The sequence below is a fragment of the Undibacterium sp. Tian12W genome, assembly GCF_049339405.1.
GTDB lineage: Bacteria > Pseudomonadota > Gammaproteobacteria > Burkholderiales > Burkholderiaceae_D > Undibacterium.
In genome coordinates this window covers 249,655-267,144 of the sequence record NZ_JBMPPK010000009.1, presented here as the reverse complement: position 1 = coordinate 267,144, position 17,490 = coordinate 249,655, and the positions used below count along the sequence as shown (strand labels likewise).

At 50.7% G+C, this 17,490-nt stretch carries 20 protein-coding genes; 16 read left to right on the top strand and 4 right to left on the bottom strand.

Features of this window, described 5'->3' with window-relative positions; all coding sequences use genetic code 11:
• The first annotated feature begins 17 nt into the window (after window positions 1-17).
• The 6 genes from ACO0LI_RS13720 to ACO0LI_RS13695 all read left to right on the top strand — a co-directional run bounded on the left by ACO0LI_RS13720 (window position 18) and on the right by ACO0LI_RS13695 (window position 8,152).
• On the top strand, window positions 18-4,157 hold the full coding sequence (locus ACO0LI_RS13720; RefSeq protein ID WP_423033008.1) for a beta strand repeat-containing protein: 4,140 nt from the start codon (window positions 18-20) through the stop codon (window positions 4,155-4,157).
• Window positions 4,158-4,473: 316 nt separating this feature from the next.
• On the top strand, window positions 4,474-4,887 hold the full coding sequence (locus tag ACO0LI_RS13715; RefSeq protein ID WP_423033007.1) for a GntR family transcriptional regulator: 414 nt from the start codon (window positions 4,474-4,476) through the stop codon (window positions 4,885-4,887).
• Between the two features lie 2 nt (window positions 4,888-4,889).
• Complete coding sequence (locus tag ACO0LI_RS13710; protein WP_423033006.1) at window positions 4,890-5,765, top strand: ABC transporter ATP-binding protein; 876 nt, start codon at window positions 4,890-4,892, stop codon at window positions 5,763-5,765.
• Between the two features lie 81 nt (window positions 5,766-5,846).
• Window positions 5,847-7,280: a hypothetical protein gene (locus ACO0LI_RS13705; RefSeq protein ID WP_423033005.1), complete on the top strand. Its 1,434-nt coding sequence runs from the start codon at window positions 5,847-5,849 to the stop codon at window positions 7,278-7,280.
• A gap of 10 nt (window positions 7,281-7,290) precedes the next feature.
• Complete coding sequence (locus tag ACO0LI_RS13700; protein WP_422951459.1) at window positions 7,291-7,506, top strand: hypothetical protein; 216 nt, start codon at window positions 7,291-7,293, stop codon at window positions 7,504-7,506.
• A 55-nt stretch (window positions 7,507-7,561) separates the two neighbouring features.
• The gene (locus tag ACO0LI_RS13695) at window positions 7,562-8,152 is read left to right on the top strand and encodes a helix-turn-helix domain-containing protein (RefSeq protein WP_423033004.1); all 591 of its coding nucleotides are present in this window, start codon (window positions 7,562-7,564) and stop codon (window positions 8,150-8,152) included.
• A 41-nt stretch (window positions 8,153-8,193) separates the two neighbouring features.
• Here ACO0LI_RS13695 and ACO0LI_RS13690 read toward each other — a convergent pair whose 3' ends face one another.
• Complete coding sequence (locus ACO0LI_RS13690) at window positions 8,194-9,009, bottom strand: phosphate/phosphite/phosphonate ABC transporter substrate-binding protein (protein WP_423033003.1); 816 nt, start codon at window positions 9,007-9,009, stop codon at window positions 8,194-8,196.
• A gap of 324 nt (window positions 9,010-9,333) precedes the next feature.
• On the opposite strand from ACO0LI_RS13690, the gene ACO0LI_RS13685 reads away from it, so the two are divergent.
• Both ACO0LI_RS13685 and sugE read left to right on the top strand, forming a co-directional pair.
• Complete coding sequence (locus tag ACO0LI_RS13685) at window positions 9,334-9,798, top strand: DsrE family protein (protein WP_423033002.1); 465 nt, start codon at window positions 9,334-9,336, stop codon at window positions 9,796-9,798.
• Window positions 9,799-9,958: 160 nt separating this feature from the next.
• Window positions 9,959-10,279 carry a quaternary ammonium compound efflux SMR transporter SugE gene (gene sugE, locus ACO0LI_RS13680; RefSeq protein WP_423033001.1) on the top strand — a complete coding sequence of 107 codons (321 nt, stop codon included), beginning with the start codon at window positions 9,959-9,961 and terminating at the stop codon, window positions 10,277-10,279.
• Between the two features lie 226 nt (window positions 10,280-10,505).
• On the opposite strand, the gene ACO0LI_RS13675 is transcribed toward sugE, so the two are convergent.
• Complete coding sequence (locus ACO0LI_RS13675; protein WP_423033000.1) at window positions 10,506-10,796, bottom strand: YciI family protein; 291 nt, start codon at window positions 10,794-10,796, stop codon at window positions 10,506-10,508.
• A gap of 258 nt (window positions 10,797-11,054) precedes the next feature.
• Here ACO0LI_RS13675 and ACO0LI_RS13670 point away from each other — a divergent pair, with 258 nt between their 5' ends.
• The 6 genes from ACO0LI_RS13670 (at window position 11,055) to ACO0LI_RS13645 (ending at window position 14,831) form a co-directional block, all read left to right on the top strand.
• Window positions 11,055-11,567 (top strand): hypothetical protein, encoded by a 513-nt coding sequence (locus tag ACO0LI_RS13670; RefSeq protein WP_423032999.1) that lies wholly within the window; start codon window positions 11,055-11,057, stop codon window positions 11,565-11,567.
• Window positions 11,568-11,778: 211 nt separating this feature from the next.
• Complete coding sequence (locus ACO0LI_RS13665; RefSeq protein WP_423032998.1) at window positions 11,779-12,198, top strand: hypothetical protein; 420 nt, start codon at window positions 11,779-11,781, stop codon at window positions 12,196-12,198.
• Window positions 12,199-12,308: 110 nt separating this feature from the next.
• Window positions 12,309-12,734 carry a hypothetical protein gene (locus ACO0LI_RS13660; protein ID WP_423032997.1) on the top strand — a complete coding sequence of 142 codons (426 nt, stop codon included), beginning with the start codon at window positions 12,309-12,311 and terminating at the stop codon, window positions 12,732-12,734.
• Between the two features lie 166 nt (window positions 12,735-12,900).
• Window positions 12,901-13,374, top strand: coding sequence for an Rrf2 family transcriptional regulator (locus tag ACO0LI_RS13655; protein ID WP_423032996.1), 474 nt, complete (start codon window positions 12,901-12,903; stop codon window positions 13,372-13,374).
• Complete coding sequence (locus tag ACO0LI_RS13650; RefSeq protein WP_423033013.1) at window positions 13,358-14,275, top strand: NAD(P)/FAD-dependent oxidoreductase; 918 nt, start codon at window positions 13,358-13,360, stop codon at window positions 14,273-14,275. Before ACO0LI_RS13655 ends, ACO0LI_RS13650 begins: the two co-directional genes overlap by 17 nt.
• A 118-nt stretch (window positions 14,276-14,393) precedes the next feature.
• The gene (locus ACO0LI_RS13645; RefSeq protein ID WP_423032995.1) at window positions 14,394-14,831 is read left to right on the top strand and encodes a hypothetical protein; all 438 of its coding nucleotides are present in this window, start codon (window positions 14,394-14,396) and stop codon (window positions 14,829-14,831) included.
• Between the two features lie 49 nt (window positions 14,832-14,880).
• Here the strand turns inward: ACO0LI_RS13645 and ACO0LI_RS13640 are convergent, their stop codons facing one another.
• Both ACO0LI_RS13640 and ACO0LI_RS13635 read right to left on the bottom strand, forming a co-directional pair.
• Window positions 14,881-15,249 carry an MmcQ/YjbR family DNA-binding protein gene (locus ACO0LI_RS13640; RefSeq protein ID WP_423032994.1) on the bottom strand — a complete coding sequence of 123 codons (369 nt, stop codon included), beginning with the start codon at window positions 15,247-15,249 and terminating at the stop codon, window positions 14,881-14,883.
• 124 nt (window positions 15,250-15,373) lie between these two features.
• Window positions 15,374-15,793 (bottom strand): hypothetical protein, encoded by a 420-nt coding sequence (locus ACO0LI_RS13635; protein WP_423032993.1) that lies wholly within the window; start codon window positions 15,791-15,793, stop codon window positions 15,374-15,376.
• Window positions 15,794-15,932: 139 nt separating this feature from the next.
• On the opposite strand from ACO0LI_RS13635, the gene ACO0LI_RS13630 reads away from it, so the two are divergent.
• Together ACO0LI_RS13630 and ACO0LI_RS13625 are read left to right on the top strand one after the other, a co-directional pair.
• Window positions 15,933-16,757 carry a helix-turn-helix domain-containing protein gene (locus tag ACO0LI_RS13630; protein ID WP_423032992.1) on the top strand — a complete coding sequence of 275 codons (825 nt, stop codon included), beginning with the start codon at window positions 15,933-15,935 and terminating at the stop codon, window positions 16,755-16,757.
• Between the two features lie 71 nt (window positions 16,758-16,828).
• Complete coding sequence (locus ACO0LI_RS13625; RefSeq protein ID WP_423032991.1) at window positions 16,829-17,470, top strand: glutathione S-transferase family protein; 642 nt, start codon at window positions 16,829-16,831, stop codon at window positions 17,468-17,470.
• The last annotated feature ends 20 nt before the right edge of the window (window positions 17,471-17,490 follow it).

The following is a 17,490-nucleotide window of genomic DNA, read 5'->3' as shown; positions in this document are numbered from 1 at the left end:
CCATCGATGCAGGCGCATTGACAGCACAATCTGCACTGGACGTCACACTGGCCCGCGGCGCCAACTTCCTGAGCCTCGGCGCTGGTAATGACCGCGTTGTACTGTTGGGTAACTATGTTGCCGGTACCTACAACACGACAGAAAACGGTGTGAACCTGAATGCACAATCCACAGCGACTGCAGTTGCTCGCGTTGTAACAGACACGATCAACCTGGGTACAGGTAACGATACACTGGTAACTTACGGTGCGATCAACCTGGCTGGTGCGCAATTGTCTGGTATTGAAAACATTGTTTCCAATTCAGCAGTCGTCATTACTGCGAGTCAGTACGCTGCCTTGATCGCTGCGCGTGCGGCGCTGAATCTGTCTGGTCCGGTACTGACTTTTGCTGGCGTTGGTCCGCATCAACTGACGATTGTGGATGACGTAGCGGGTGTGAATAATATCGACCTGTCGTTTATCTCCATCACTGGCGGTACGCTGGTGTATGACGTTACATCAGCTTCAAATGCGACCGGTGGAAATGTCAATAACACGACGACTTCCGGTGCGGTGACGGTATCTGGCAGCGGTGCAGCCATTGCCGGCACCATAGGCACCAGCCCATCGAATGGCGGTGGTCAGGCCGCCAATGGTACGGCGTTGACTGCAGGCGGTACATTCAATGGCGCAGCTGGCCTCAATGAAAATTTCACCGGCAATGTCGCGTCTCTGGTCAGCACTACCGTCAATGGCAATAACGGTGACTCTGACACTATCACTATCTCTGGTGGTGGCACGGTGAATATTGGTAGTGGTAATACCATCACCAATATCAAGACACTGACGATGGACAGTGCCGCTGCCAATGTTGTTTTCTTCACGGTTGCAAATTCTGGCATTACCACCGTCAATGGCGGCTCAGGCAGTGATTATGTTGATCTGGCGAATAGTGGCAACTCCATGCTGGCTGGCAATATCAATCTAGGGACAGGCACCAACACCCTGGTCATGGAAGGCAAGACCTATACCGGTACCTTTGTGGCTGGTTCGGGCACATCTGACACCTTGTATCTGTTCAATGGCAGCAATATCAGCGCGGCCAATGTCAGTGGTTTTGAAGCCGTTAATATCAACAATAACGCGTCTGTCACCATGACAGCAGCACAGTTTGCTGGCTTTACCACCGTCACTGCAGCAGGGACAGAAACAGTCAACATAACGACTGCCGGCAGCGTTACTGGCAATAGCAATGTAGAAAATTATGTACTGGCAAATGGCGGCAACACCTTCACCGCAGCAACCGGTCTGGTTTCTGTAACGGGTGGCACGGGTAATGACACCATCAATGCCAGTTCAGCCATTATCGCTGCTGCCGCAACCATCAATGGCGGTGCGGGTACGGACACCCTCAATGTCGGTGCTGTGATAGCGGCCCTCGACCTGTCTGCCAAGGTCAGCAATGTAGAAGTCATCAATGTCACCGGTGGCACCACCGCTGGCTGGACAGTGACGAATGAAAACGGCCCAGGCGTGACCCTGAACTTCACCAAGTCTGCCGCGAACGACATCAACAACATCACTCTTGGCTCAGGCGGCCAGACTCTCAATATCCTGGGTACAGGCACAGGCCGCACGACCATCACTGGCGGTTCTGGCGCGGATGTCATCAATTTGTCCACGACAGCAACTGGTGCTGATGCGATTGCCACAGGCTCTAACATCAATGCCATTGATACCGTCAATAACTTCAAGGCAGCAGGTGCAGACTTGTTTGCTACAGGCGTAGTCCCGACTTCGCTGTATAACCTGATTATTGCCAATGCCGACAGCAGTAGTCTCGCGGCAGCCATCGCTACTGCAGCAACTGCAGCGGGCTCCAGCCTGGCAAATACAGGCCAGGCTTATACCATCACCGTGAACAGCGGTACTGCGGCGGGCATTTATGCCTTCCAAAATACTGGCGGCAGTGTAGGCTCAGTTGATGCCAGTGATTTCATCGTCAAACTGGGTGGCACAACAGGTACTATCTTTGCCAATGATTTTGGTATTGCCAATGCGGTTGCAGTCACAACGGGCGGTACTTACAACGGTACGGCGAGTACCAATGACATCTTCATGTCCACCATCCCCGGCCTCAATGGTACGACCATCGCCGGTAATGCGGGAGACACCGACATACTGACCCTGACCACGGCAGGTACAGTCAGCATCAACAATGGTAGCACTGGCGGCACACTCAGCAACCTCAAGGTATTGAACCTGGCTAATGGCACCAATACCATTACCTACAATACTTCCGCTGGCTTCACTACCATCAACGGTGGCTCAGGCAATGACACCTTCATCCCTAACACTGCCTTGCTGCCTATCGTGATCAATGGTGGCCTCGGTACTGACACCATCGTGTTGTCAGCAGCCTATGCTGCTGTCGCCTCTGGTTCTGGCACTTTCGCCGGCAATGTGACAGGTTTCGAAAAATTGCGTCTGACCAGCGGCACCACCCAGACCGTCGATGTGCAAACCCTGGGTAACTACACCGACATCACTTTGGGCGCTGGTGCCAACGGGCTGACCTTGAGCAACCTTGCCAGCAATAGCACCGTGACACTGACAGGTTCCAGTACCGCAATGACCTTTTCCAATGCGGCATTTACCGGTGGTGTCAACGATATCGTCAACCTGGTACTGACAGATGCCAGTACTACTGCCGTTGCCTTTGCCACCACTGGTATTACGGCATCCGGCGTCGAGACTTTCAATATCACGACCGTCGATGGCCAGGCCACACCGACAGGTCTTTTCAATGACACGCTGACCATACTCGGTAGCTCGGTCAAGAACATCTATGTCAGCGGTAATGCAGGCCTGACCATGCCAGCCACCAGCACCTCGCTGATTAATGTCGATGCCAGCGGCATTACCCTCGGTGGCTTTACCTGGACAGCCAATGCGCTGACAAGCACAGCAACCGTCAAAGGCAGTGCCAGTGGTACCAACACTGTCAACATGAACTCTGCCACGGCAGGTGTTGACTACACGGGCGGTACAGGTAACGACAACATCACGATCAACGCCACGGTTTCCAGCACTGCGGCACTGGGCAATGGCAATAACAGCCTGGCCCTGAATGGCGTGACCATACTCGGTACTTATACCGCTGGTAACACTGGTACAGACAGCCTGGCGTTCTTCTCGTCCATACCAGATATCAGCAATGCCACTGTCACGGGCTTTGAAAACCTGACCGTGACCAATAATGCCAACATCACCATGACCGCAGCGCAAATGGCGCAATTTACCGGCACCGTCAATGCTTCAGGAACCGAGACCATCAACCTGACGACGGCTGGTACGGTCACCGCCTTTAGTACAGTAGAAAAGTACAACCTGGCCAATGGCACCAACAACTTCACTTCAGCCAACGTGGCTATCAGTGTTATTGGCGGTACCGGTACGGATATCTTCAATTTCACGGCCAACCAGATCGTCAACTTCCTGACCACGATAGATGGCGGCAATGGTATTGACATTCTCAATGTCGGCACCACCAACACCCAGAACCTGGACTTCACCACTAAGATCGCAGGTATCGAAACCATCAGCGTGGCGGGCAGTACAGGTACCGCCAGCATCACCAACCAGGATGGTGCGGGCGTGACCTTGAATTATACGAAGAGCACAGGCGACAACACCATTATCATGGGTACTGGCGGCCAGACCCTGAACCTGCTGGGTTCCAGTTCCTCTTCCACTACCATCACAGGTGGTGCGGCGGTGGATACCATCAACCTGCAGTTCTCCGGCGCAGGTTCTGAAACACTGATAGAAACCGGTGCCAATATGTCGAACAGGACGCAGGTCGACATCGTCGGTAACTTCAATTCGACCGGCACTGACTACTTCAAAACTGGTGTCAATGCGTCGATTGTGGGCTCCTACATCATTGGTAATGCTGATACGGGCAATTACCTGACCACGATTGCTGCAGGTCTTGCCGTCGTTTTTACCCAGACAAACCAGGCTTACCTGATCACGATACAAACAGGTACAGCAGCGGGTACTTATCTGGTCCAGAACACCGGTACAGATGTCACCCATTTTGATGATACTGACTTCTTTGTGCAGTTGACGGGTACGATTGGTACTATTTCGACTGGTAATCTGATTGCATAAAGAAAAGTATCATCAGGGTAGGTATCAATTCTGATTCCTGCTCGCAGCATCGTAGTATTTACGCTATGTGCACTATTAAGACGCCAGCATTGCTGGCGTTTTTTTTTGCGACTGTTTTTTGCCACGGCGTGCTTGCCTTTACTATTTTCCCCCTTAATTCGATTTCAAAAAGCGCTTGAAATTAAAAAACTACTGTATTACTATATTAATACACGTGGCGATAATGTATTAGTCAGCAGCCGATAAGAAATAGGGTTACGTCAATTGAATGTAATGAAAGCCAGGCAATGAAAGGCCAGACCATGGAACATGAATCATGAATGCGCCAGCCAGCCCGCGCCAGTTGGGGGCAGAGATATTCCAGGTGGTGACCGGGAGTAGCGAGCCTATTTATCGCCAGCTGATAGAGCAATTGCGACGCCTGCAGGCGGGCGGTCAAATCGCTGCGGGTGATGCCATGCCCTCGGTGCGTGATGTTGCCACCGGGCTTGGTGTCAACCCCATGACGGTATCCAAGGCTTACAGCATGCTCGAAGCAGAAGGTTTGCTAGTACGCCGCCGTGGCCTGGGCATGGAGGTCGCGGCACAGGCCAGCGGCCATTCTGATCTTGCATCAAGGCTGGAATTATTGCGCCCCAGCCTTGAGCGTATCGCACTTGAAGCCAGCCAGCTCGAACTTGACTCCAGCGCAGTCATCACACTCTTGACCAGTATTCTTAAAGGAAAATAAGCATGCAAGCTCAGTTAAATGCACCCGTGCATATCCAGGGTCTGAATAAATCCTTCAGCGGGCAAGCTGTGTTGAAAAATCTCGACTGGCAGATTGCACCAGGCAGTATCGTCGGCCTGCTGGGCCGCAATGGTGCAGGCAAATCGACATTGATAGAATGCCTGCTGGGTTTGCGTGATATCGATGGCGGCAAGTCCAGTCTGTATGGCGAAGCAGCAGGGCAACTCCGTGCAGAGACCAGGGCCAGGATAGCCTATGTGCCACAGCGCAGTGACCTGTTTGAATGGCTGACCGCAAGGCAGATGCTGGCCTACTTCCAGCTACTGTACCCACGCTGGAACGACAGCAAGGTTCAGTCACTGATGCAAGCCTGGGAGCTGCCTTATGACAAGGCCATCAACAAACTCTCGGTAGGGCAAAAGCAACGTTTGTCCATCATCCGCGCACTGGCGCATGATCCTGAGCTGCTTATCCTGGATGAACCAGTATCCAGCCTTGACCCGGCAGGCCGCCGTGAATTTTTACGCGAACTCATAGACCGCGTCATTGAAAAGCAGACCACCATCGTGTTCTCTACCCATATTCTTTCTGATCTTGAAAGGGTGGCGATGGATGTCGCTTTTCTCAACGACGGGCAAATTGTTCATCAACAATCGCTTGATGACATGATGGACAACACCGTGCGTATCAATGGGCCATCTACCGTATTGCGGCAACTGCAGCCTGTAAAAGTATTGCGTCAGACTGGAAATGCAAGCGGTGAGGGCAAGCTGCTGGCGCAATTCAGCCATGAACAATTGCATGCACTGGAAGCACGTCAGGATGTCCGTATCGATAAGCTCAGCCTGGAAGACTTGTTCATAGAAATGACATGCTGAAATTCTCGGTGAATAAGCGCCTGTACCACCATGCCTGGCACATTCCCATTCACTGGTTGATGAGAACTGAGAAAGAATAATATGAAGGCCATTATTTCAATATGGATGCAACCCGTCTATGGACGCATCAATGCAGGCAGTCTTAAATCTGCCTACTTCATCCTGGCATTGATTTGTTTGATTCCATTCGTTGAGCTGCTTTCTGTCACCGGATACGAACCCAGTGCGACGGCCATCATAAAGACATGCGTCAATGGACTAGGGTCAGTGTTGCTGACGATTTTATTTTTTTGGTTTATTTTCCTGATACCCAGTATCGCCACGCAATATACGCCCACTTGCGCCAACTTGGTGCCACACATGAAACGGCGTATGCAAGCTGCACTTGCACTGCCTATTTTACTCATTCCATTGTTGTTTCCTTGGATATTGCGCATGCATGGGAAGTTTTTCCAGGGATGGTTCTTTGGCGTTATCGCCATGCTGGTGTACGTTGCTACTCTTCGCAATAAGCCGGTAATCATACTGCTCATAGTGCTTACACAGCTTCCAGCTTGGTTATTTCGAAATAGCAGTACCTTGCCCATGCAGCTAGACTGGAATCAGCCTGTGTTGCTGGTGATCGCTGGATTTTCGCTGACCGCGCTGATTCTACGCTGGGTGTTTTCTGTGCGTGGTGATGAGCTTTTCAAAGTAGCCGATAGCATACCTACGATGATAATGTACATGCGTGGTGAAGAAGCAGGCATGAATGCGTATTCCTTGAAGTTCCTCAATCCCTATCACTTCTTCTTACGCCGAAGTATGGAGAAGGTGCGTGCTGTGCCAGAAAAAGTCGGGCAATTGATAGCATTCTCCATTGGTTCACAGGCTTTTTGGTTGAGCAGTTTTATCCCGGTAGTAGTAATGAGTGCAGGTTTGAGCATCTACTTCGTGTTTTACTTTCACGATTCCTCGAAGAATCAAGCGCTTGATCATTCGGTGGCATATTTGGCTGCCTTGGTCTCTTTTATCATGCTACCGCCTATCTACGCCGCTGTTGTGCGCAGCTGCGTTTCTCAACGCCGGGAAGAGCAAGGTTTGCTATTACTAGCACCAAATTTACCCAACCAGCGCGGGCAGGGCAAGACGATACTAGGTTTTATATTGGGCCAATATTTGGGTCTTTGGTTGGTGTCAACTGTATTTGCCTTGAGTGCGGCCTATTTATGCTCGACCTCAGACTATATGCACGAAGTAATCTGGCTAATTTCATTCAGCCTGTTGCCGGTGAGTTTCTTGAGCCTGACCAATTATGCGCATATCCCATCCAGCTATCAATCTTCATTGCTGGCAGCATTGACTATACTGATTTTCCTAGGCCTCGCCGTGCTTGGTCTGCATGAGCTTGTTCCTCGCTTGCCGGTTTGGCTGATCTGCAGCCTGATTGCAGGTGCTACTGCTGCAATATTACGTCGGCGTTGGCAGACGCTGATGCAGGCTGAGGCTTTGTTTCCGGTTTGCCGTGCTGTATGAAGGGTACATCATGCGTATCCTGATCATCATAGGCGTACTTGCTTTGCTCTTCTTTATCTTGCTGGCACCGCCAGAACTGACACAGCCAGCCGGGCGGGTCGCCTTGTTGTCTTGCAAGCAAGATCAAACAGGGGAAGATATCTGGGAATGCCTCGGTATCAAGCTAGGGAAAATCGCCCTGGAAGCGCTGTATTCATACTTTAGTATAGGGCACATAAAGCTGTAAATCGCCTATATTCACTGCATCTCTTCGTTGAATAGTCAACATTAAGGATCTCAGTATGAATATGCCACTGCCCATGCAAGTATTTGCACCTGCCGCCAAAAAAGAAGATGCCAGAAGTCTGAGTGCGCTGGAGCAATATGAACGACGCCGCCAGGTCATACGCGCCCATCAGCGCGGCGCGAGAAAAGTCCAGATCGCACGTGAACTGGGGCTTAGCTATACTGCAGTCTGCCTGATTATTGCCCGTTACCAGGAGCAGGGTGCCGATGCCATTCTGCCGCACCGCCGTGGCCGCCGTTCAGGCGAAGGCCGTGCCATGAGTACCGAGCAAGAAGAGCAAGTACAACAACTGATACGTGACAACAAGCCACGTCAGTTGCAGATGGACTTTGCTGAATGGACACGTCCTGCCGTTGCTGAGCTCATCAGCAAACATCTGGGCGTCAAAATTCATATACGCTCAGTGACCAACTATCTGAAGCGCTGGAACATCGTAGTAGAAAGGGCAGTACCCAGCCCTTACCTACGCACGCAAAAGCTGATGATGCTTGACATGACAGAACAGGTGAAATCACCGGTTCCATCCATGCCTATGATGCCATCCATTTATGACCCGCTGACCCAGGCTGTATCCCATTCATATTAATGAATGGAATGCGATAGAAGGGCTGGGGCTGGAGCCAAGCCTTAACCCAGCCATTTCAGCAAATCGAGCAGGCGCTGTTCATTATTGCCGGTATCAAACTCCTTGATACCGATTTGCTTCAGCGTGGGTTTGCCTGCTTCGGTATCATCGAGCAGCCCCAGTTCTTTCTTCAAGGACTGGATTTGCGCTGCCGTGATCTTGGGGTGGGCAATCAGAGGCTGGTAAGGTTGTGGCTGGCTGGTATGGATGACGCGGTGGCCGGTTTTTTCCAGGTTCTTGGCTACACCTGAGTAAGAGGCAATGCCACCGACATCAGCCAGCAGATTGTCCAGGTAAAACAGCACGGCTCCCTGTTCTTTTGTATACTGGATTTTTTCTGTCGCCAGGTTGAAACCATTGTGCGTCAATTCCGCCGAACAGAATTTCGACATATAAGAAATTTTTTCAGGCAAGGCAATGCGTTTGCCTTTTACATCAGCGATACTCTTCAATGGTGATGCCTTGGGTACGATCAGCAGGCACTGGCCATCAGGCTTGGATGTCGAGACCAGTTGATATTTGTAGTCGCGTATGCCGCGCGCCGGATAATCACTGGGCCGGGCAATCACAAAATCCATCTTGCCGGCTTTCATGCCTTCCTCAAGTTGAGAAAACTCACGTGCTACCACCACCGTCACTTTTTTACCCAGGGCCTTGCCCATGACTTCTGCCAGGCCAGTATATTTTTCTATGACCTGGGCCGCGTCAAGCCCGCCAGATGTGCCTTCACTGACGTACAGACTGTAGTTATTTTGCGCTTGCACCTGAGTACTAAACCCAGCCAGACAGCAAGCCGCAATCGAAAGAACTTTTTTCATATCCGTCATCCTGGAAAACTGTTAATCATTCAGGCCCCGTATTCCAGCCTCAGGCGCATGCACCAGCATGCACCAGATAGGTAGCTGATTACGCCAGCACAATTGCGGAAAGACCAACTTTAATCCAGATAAGCTTATGCAAGCAATCATTTTTAACATTTTCGTTTTGATAAAATGCTTTTTTGCAACCTGTTAAACTGGAAAGTAATTGCCAAATTAGTCATGCATCAAGTCAGAAAATTTCATGATCAGTTTGCCTATAAATCTGCTATTGTTGCCTCAGTAGCTGCTTAAAGCGGCACTCGTTCAAATAGCGGAGTGAATATGAGACAGTTTTCCCACTATGCCTGTACTTTGGGTGCAGCTCTAAGCCTGTTAATCAGCGGCCTGGGCCCGGCCAGCGTCATGGCGCAAACATCAGCCCCTGCCAAAGCGCAGACAACACAAAAATCCAAAGTGGTTTTTCAGGTCAGTGATGGTGAAAGCCGCAAGTGGGAACTGGCATTGAATAACGTGAAGAATGTCATCAAAGACCTGGGCAAAGATAATGTTGAGGTAGAAATCGTCGCCTATGGTCCCGGCATAGACATGTTCAAGTTTGAGACACCCGTTGCCAGCCGCATTGATGAAGTCATGAAGCTCGGTGCCCATGTCGTGATCTGCGAGAACACCATGCGCGCACAAAAAATCAGCAAGTCAGACATGCTCGACAATCTCGATTATGTTGAAGCAGGCGTGTCGCAACTGATCAAGCGGCAGCAGCAGGGCTATGCTTACATCAGGCCGTGATGTGCAACAGGGCGGTAGCTAAGCTATAATTTGCACCTGGCATCATTGGGCTAAGCAGCCCATTCAAGCGAATCCACACGGATTCCATCAGGAGGAACGACCTTCCCCAGTTTGGGAATGAATGTCCGGGACGGCCCGGCTCTTTGAAAGGAGAGCCGTCATGGCTTGGATATTATTGATACTGGCGGGGTTGTTTGAAGTAGTCTGGGCTTTCGCCATGAAGCAGTCTGAAGGTTTCACGAAAGTTGTCCCCTCTATAGTCACCATCGCAGGCATGATAGTCAGCTTTGTCTTGCTGGCCTTATCCATGCGCACTCTGCCTTTAGGCACAGCCTATACCATGTGGACAGGCATAGGTGCCGTCGGTGCCTTTATTCTGGGCATCGTCTTCTTTGGTGAGCAACTGAATTTCATGCGTATCTGTGCATTGCTGCTCATCATCTGTGGCCTGGTCTTCATGAAAATGTCTTCATCGCACTAGTGGACTGTAACAGTGGAATCGAGAGTGAAAGACATGCGCCCGGCGCATCAGGGCAAGACGCAAAACACAGCGATAGCGGGGCTATCGCGAGTATTTGCAACGCAGCCATGATCGTCGCGCGCATGGCAGGCACTCCGATTTTCACTGTTACAGTTCACTAGATCACTTTTATATGGAAAAGCCCTTGATCTGGCTTGGTATGCCAAGGGCTTTGAAGACTATATGCTCAAGCCAGCTTCAAGGCTTCTAGCGTGCTTTGCGTCGCTTTACAATCAAAATCAATGATCTGGTAATCCGCGACATCTGCCTGTACATAAGAATCTTCCGCCAGTATTTGCAAGAGCCTTTCCTTGCTGATGCTCTGTACGGCGATGATGCCGCCGAGGCCACTTTTTTTGGGGCCAGCGAACAGGAATATACCTTCCTTCAGGTAGCGGCTTACCCATTCGCCATGGGCTTTGATTTGCGGTTCTACTTCAACAGGGTTTTTACTATAGCTGGCAATGAGTATGAGCATGGTGTTTTCCTGAGTTTTTCTTGAATGTAAAGTGAGGGGCAAAAACTTGAATAGCTGCTGATGGCTGTTCAATGTTTTTACTTCTGTTCCAAACCAGCCGGACAGCTGATGCCAGTATATTTAGTGGCAATACTTTGATAAAGTAGCAACAGGTTTGTAGATAGCTAAGCGCTGGTGTTGAATCCGGCAGGTGCTTCGATTAGGCCGTGAGTACTCTTTAATTCGATAGTCCACATTCATTCGAAAGTTCACATCATGATGTTGAGCCTGATCAGGAAAATTTCTTCCCTTCTTTTATTGCTTTGTTTTGTACTGCCTCTTTCCAAATGCGAATCAAAAATGCAGCCGCAAAAGGAAGCACAATCGCAAACTGCAAATGACCAGGTTAAGCAAAACGAGGCGGCGAAAAATGTGGCGAAAGAAGCAGTGAAAGATGATTTGCTTTATGGCTATGTCTTATTGATGAACGGTTGGGAGGACCTGCGCAAAAACAAAACGCTGGCAAGCAGTGTGACCTTGCTCGCAGTATTAAGCATATTTTTCCTGCCCTGCGTGCTGCTGGTTTTGAAGGAGAAACCGCAAGTCCTCATTACCTTGCTGGCCAGTATGCTTGCCGGCCCTGCCTTGTTCTTTTGGGTGCTGGTATGCGGAACACCTCAAGTCGGCGGCGTGCTGGCGATTATCTGCTGGATCAGTTTATTCTTAGTCAGCCTGATCTATTGCTGGCGCTGGGCTTTGCATTGGTGGCGGCAAAGAAAAGTACAGGGATGAATAATCCCGTTGAACCAGAGTTTGGAAAGAATGCACTGTGATCAAAAGTGTAAGCACTGGTGACAAAGTTAAATGACAGACACTGTGAGCGATATTTTTTCATCGTGAATTGCTTACAAACATTTAGCCGCATGTTGTCCTTGAAACTTAGAATGCAAAACTCTTCAAGACATTCCAGGTTTTAATCTCACAAGGACATAAGGACATAAGCATGAAAATTTCCAGACTCGCCGCCATCTCCAGCATCGCCATGCTTTTGCCACTGACTGCATTTGCAGGCAAGGCAGAACGCGATTTCATGAGCAATGAAGTTGAGCCTGCAGTCAAGGCCGCCACCAGCAGCTTGAAAACATCCTGCGGTTGCGACGTCAAATTCGACATCAAGGCCGACAGTTTTCAAAGCACTGACGACATGTTCAAGATCAAGTATTTTGCCGCTACCATCAAGGACAATGTCGCTTCCTATTGCGCTGATGCCGCGACAAAAAAAGCCATGTGCAAGATGAAGTCGATAGAATTCAGCAAGGCTGCGACGACTTATCTCAAGTTTGCTGGCAGTAAAGTCTCGGCAACGACTGATGGCACTTCCCAGCCTTCATGGGAAATGCTGACCAGGGAAGTAGATAAATAAAAACGACAGGGGCATGTGCAGGTAAGGGCCGCGACCGAACAGGATCGCTTTATCAGCACACAGATCTGCGCTAAACTGCTTTGCTTTAAACAAGCTTGCGCGCAACCTGTATGAGCGAACAACAACCTGATAGTGACGATGTAATTAATCTTGCCAGCGAGTCTGTGCCTGGTATCCAAGGTAACGCAAAGGGGCTGGAGGACTCAGCGCCAGTAGTGTTGATGTTCATACTCGCACATCTCGTGCTGACAGGGATTAACTTGCCCTATTATTTCGAGCTGTTGCGCACAGGTGTTGTGGCGATGACGACGGTAGTGCTGACCTTGCTGGGCTGGATATTCCTGTATCTGGGCGGTATACAGAATGCCAGAAAATCAAAAAGCAGTGGCACTTTATGGATGAGCGCTACTGTCTTTCTCGCACTGTCTTTACCAGGCTGGCGCATGATATACATTCCAGGTGGCCTGGTTCTGTTTGGCTGTTTGATGGCATTGGCTGGCTGGTGGTCAGTGCGGCAGTCAAAAAAATCAGACTAGCTGACTGACAAGTCAGACATATTTCAGGCATATTTATCCGGCTGATGGCCGGTTATGCAAAAACAGGGATAGCCCAAATGGGCTATCCCTGTTTTTTATTGCCTGCATTTTCTGCTGTATTAAAAATTTCCTGCACATTTCCTGATTATGTACTATCATAAGTTACATGAGAAAAGACAGCAAACTTTCCTCCATCCTCCACGTGCTATTGCACATGGCGCATGGACAACGGGCCATGACTTCTGAAGAACTGGCACAATACCTGACCACCAATCCTGTGTTGGTCAGGCGCGTGCTGGCGGGCTTGCGCAGCCGTGGTTATGTGAGTTCAGACAAGGGCCATGGTGGCGGCTGGGTGATTTCTTGCGACTTGCAAACAGTGACCTTGCGTGACATCTATGATGCCCTCGGCGCACCTACCGTCTTTGCCATGGGTAACCGCAATGACAATCCTGAATGCCTGGTAGAGCAAGTCGTCAACGAAGCACTCGCAACTGCCTTTGATGAAGCAGAGGCCTTGCTCATCGCCCGTCTGGGTGACTTGACACTGGCTGACCTGGCGAAAGAATTCAGCCGCAAATTTAATGCACACAGCAAGAACAAGGGAAAAAGCCATGACCACCATGACAACCATCACTAAGGGCATGATGTTTGATGTCATCATCATCGGTGGCAGCTATGCCGGGCTTTCTGCCGCCATGCAACTCGCCCGCGCCAGGCGACAAGTGCTGGTGATAGATGGTGGCCAGCGCCGCAACCGCTTTGTTGAATACTCACACGGTTTTCTTGGGCAAGATGGCAAAAAAGCCAGCGTCATCGCCAGTGAGGGCAAGGCACAGTTGATGGCCTATAAAACCGTCACCTGGGTAGAGGGGCAGGCAACATCGGCAGCTCGCCAGGAAGATGGTTTTATCGTAACCGTTGAGGGACAGGGCAATTACCAGGCACGCAGGCTGATACTCGCCACCGGCGTCACAGATGATTTGCCAGCGATAGAAGGTCTGGCAGAACGCTGGGGCCGCAGCATCTTCCACTGCCCATATTGTCACGGCTATGAAATTGATAATGGCCGCATTGGCGTACTGGCTACCAGCCCTCTGTCGTATCACCATGCGATGATGCTGCCAGACTGGGGTCAAGTAACGCTGTTCACCAATCAATGCTTTGAGCCAGATGCTGAGCAATTGGTGGCCTTGCAAAAACGTGGCGTCACAATAGAAGCCGCGCCTGTCAGCAAGATCAGCGGCCTTGCTACAGTAGAACTGCAAGACGGCAGGCAACATGAAATGGATGGCCTGTTCACCATGGGCACGATCCGCATCAACAGTCCTTTCGCTGCACAACTGGCTTGTGAAATGACAGAAGGCCCCATGGGTACCGTTATCCGCACTAACGAAATCAAAGCCACCAGCGTGCCCGGCGTATTCGCCTGCGGTGACGCCGCACGCATGGCAGGTAATGTTGCAATGGCCGTGGCTGACGGCGCAATGGCAGGAGTGGCAGCTCACCAGTCCATGATCTTTGAGGCCAAGGCAGCATGATGTTTAGGTGGAGGGAGGGCGGCGCGTAGTCTGGTCATGTTCATGACATAAATCTGGAATAAATTTCTGTCTGCTGTTTTGACAGAAATTTCCTCCACCTGACCTGATCATTGATGCCATGAACCCATCTGAAAACCGTCGCCACCAACGCGTGCAATTCTTCTTAGTTCCTCTGGGCACCCACGAGATACGCCCGGTCTGGGTATTCAATTCCCCCGAGCATGCCGATGCACTGCCAGCCCTGCTGGTCAACCTCAGCACGGGTGGCCTGCAGGTGCTGACCGAACTCGAATCCGAAATGCCATCCGGCCACTACCAGCTCAGCTTTTTACCAGATGAAGCGCAACCCGAGATGACACTGGGCGATTGCGAGATACAATTGCTGTGGACAGAACGCGAAGCAGGCATGCATACCAGATCCGGCTTTGCCTTTAACGGGCAGATACCAGCAGACTTGCAGGATTTGCTCACGCATGAAGATGCCACTAAGCTGTTTTTGCGGTGTGTGATTATGCCGGTGAGTGAGGTCGTGAACAGGGATATGGAAACGGCCTGATTTCAGTAGTTATCCATCGGGCTGTCAGTCCGGTGGGTAGCTGCAAAAATCAAGCAACTTCATCTTTCAAAATCTTTTCCCGCTTTTTCTTCGTCAAGCCCGACAAAGCCTTTTGATAAGAATACTTGAGCAATTCCCGCAAATACTCTTCCGGAAATTGCTCGACAGCGACGATGGTCACCCAATGAAAGCGTCCCATATAGCGTGCCGGTTTTACGCCCGGCATATCAGTCAATTCGAGAAAGCGCGCAGGTGTGACCCGTATGCTGAAACGCCAGCGCTCAGGTTCGCTGGTCTTGAAGTAGGCAAAGGATTTTTCTCCTACGCTATACACCAGTATATTACTGGGCGTATCGTGTAGTCTTTCACGGGCACCAGCATAACTGGCACATAGTTTTTTGAGAGCAGCTAGTTTCATTGCAGGCTTAAGGTCAATAGCAAAATGGAATACGTAAGTATTTCAGTGTATTGCAATTCCGATAATTTTGCTTGAACAGTAAGAGGCAAGCCAGGCTTGCCCCTCAGTACCAAGCACGAGGGCCTTAATTGCGTAGCCCACGATATTCCAGCACACTGAAAGCCAGTACCACCAGTGCCTGTACGCTGACAAAAACAAATCCCAATATACTGGGTTCAAACCAGACTTCCATCGTCAATATGCTGGCGATGACCCAGCCTAGATTGCCGAGTATGACGATCCATACCAGTGGTGCAGGCGGCTTTGTTTCGCCACCAGCACGACTGGTAAAACCCACCAGCGCAGCAACAGGGAACAGGCTGGCACCTGCCATGAACAAAAAATCCTTGGGCAAGCCCAGCAAGCCAGACAAAAGGCCAGACGCGGCAACCAGCAGCAAGCCCATGGCAAGACCGGTCAACGCATCCAGTGCGAGAATGGTGCGCAGGGACAGGGCAGGGGCATGCAATTTGACTGCGGCAGATGTATTAGAAGCTGTGGACATGATGTATCTCCAAAAACAGTTGAGGGGATTGCAGTTTCGCTCTACATTTGCAGCGAGTCGATTACCTGACAGGTAATGGCGCTCATGCAACAGGGCAGGGATAATGCATCAGGTATCCATATTTCTTAAGGGAAGCGCAATGGCTCATCTCACATTGGCGACAGCGGAACAGGCAGAGGCACCAGTCGGTACCCTGATACGTGAATGGCGCACGCAACGCAAAATAAGCCAGATGGAACTGGCGCTGGACATCGATATTTCGCCACGTCACCTGAGCTTTGTAGAAACGGGACGCTCCCGCCCCAGCGCAGAACTCTTGATGAGCATCGCCAGCCAGCTCGATGTGCCCCTGCGTGCCCGCAATACCTGGCTGTTGGCGGCAGGCTATGCACCGCGCTATAGCGAACAGGGGCTAGATACGGCCCGCATGGCCCAAGCCAAAGCCGCTGTGCAGCGCCTGCTCGATACCCATGACCCTTACCCCGGTGTCGCGCTGGACAGGCACTGGAATGTGGTCTTGCATAACAGTGCGGCTGCCAAACTCATGAGCCTGTTGCCACCAGAATTGCTGACACCAGAAATCAATATCTTCAGGGCCAGTCTGCATCCGCAAGGCTTTGCGGCTTTTACCAAAAACTTTGCAGAATGGGGTAGCTATCTTTTGCAAGTCCTGCAAAGGCTGATGCTGAGTGCCCGTGATGAAGCCATCATCGCCCTGGTAGAAGAAGTGCATGCCTATCCCAATGTCATCACCCTCAAACAGCAAACACCCGTCACACAAGCGACAGAACCCTCTTTGCTGATACCCTGCATCATGGAGTTGCATGGTCATGAACTTTCGCTGTTCACGACCCTGACTACTTTTGGCAGCCCGCGCGACATCACCCTGCATGAGCTGTGCGTGGAATTGTTTTATCCGGCAGATACACCAACTGAAGTTTTTTTGAAGGCTATGGCGGGGTGACCGTGGTGATTATGCACAATCGATAAATCTTGGTAAGATGCCTGTTCACTTTCCACCCAAGGACAAGCATCATGTACAAACTGCATAGCCTCTGCCAGTCAGGTAACTCTTTCAAGGTCGCTTTTTTATTGCGCGCACTGAACCAGCCTTTCGAGAACGCTTTTGTCGATATGTTCACTGGCATGACGCGTGATAATGACTGGCGCGAACAAGCCAACCAGATGGGGGAAGTGCCTATTCTCGAAGATGGCGATCGCAGGCTGACACAATCAGGCGTTATTCTTACCTACCTCGCCAACAAGCATGGCGCTTTTGGTGGCAAGAATGAAGATGAAAAACTCGAAGTCTTGCGCTGGCTTTTATTTGATAACCACAAATTCACCAGCTATTTTGCCAGCTACCGCTTCAATAAATCCTTTGGCCCTGCGGCACCTGATCCTGCCGTGCAAGCCTGGTTGCTGGGCCGCATAGACAATGCCTTCACTATCGTCAACAAGCATCTGGCAGACCGTGAATACCTGGTCGGTGATGCACCGACGATTGCCGATTTTTCCCTGAGTGCCTACCTGTTTTATCCTGAAGAAGAGAGTGGCTACAAACTCACAGACCGCTACCCGCACATCGTCGCCTGGCTCGATCGCCTGCGTGCCTTACCGGGCTGGGCCCATCCTTATGAAGTCTTGCCAGGTGAGCGGATTACACCTAAGTGGTGACTAAGTTTTGGTAAAGACTA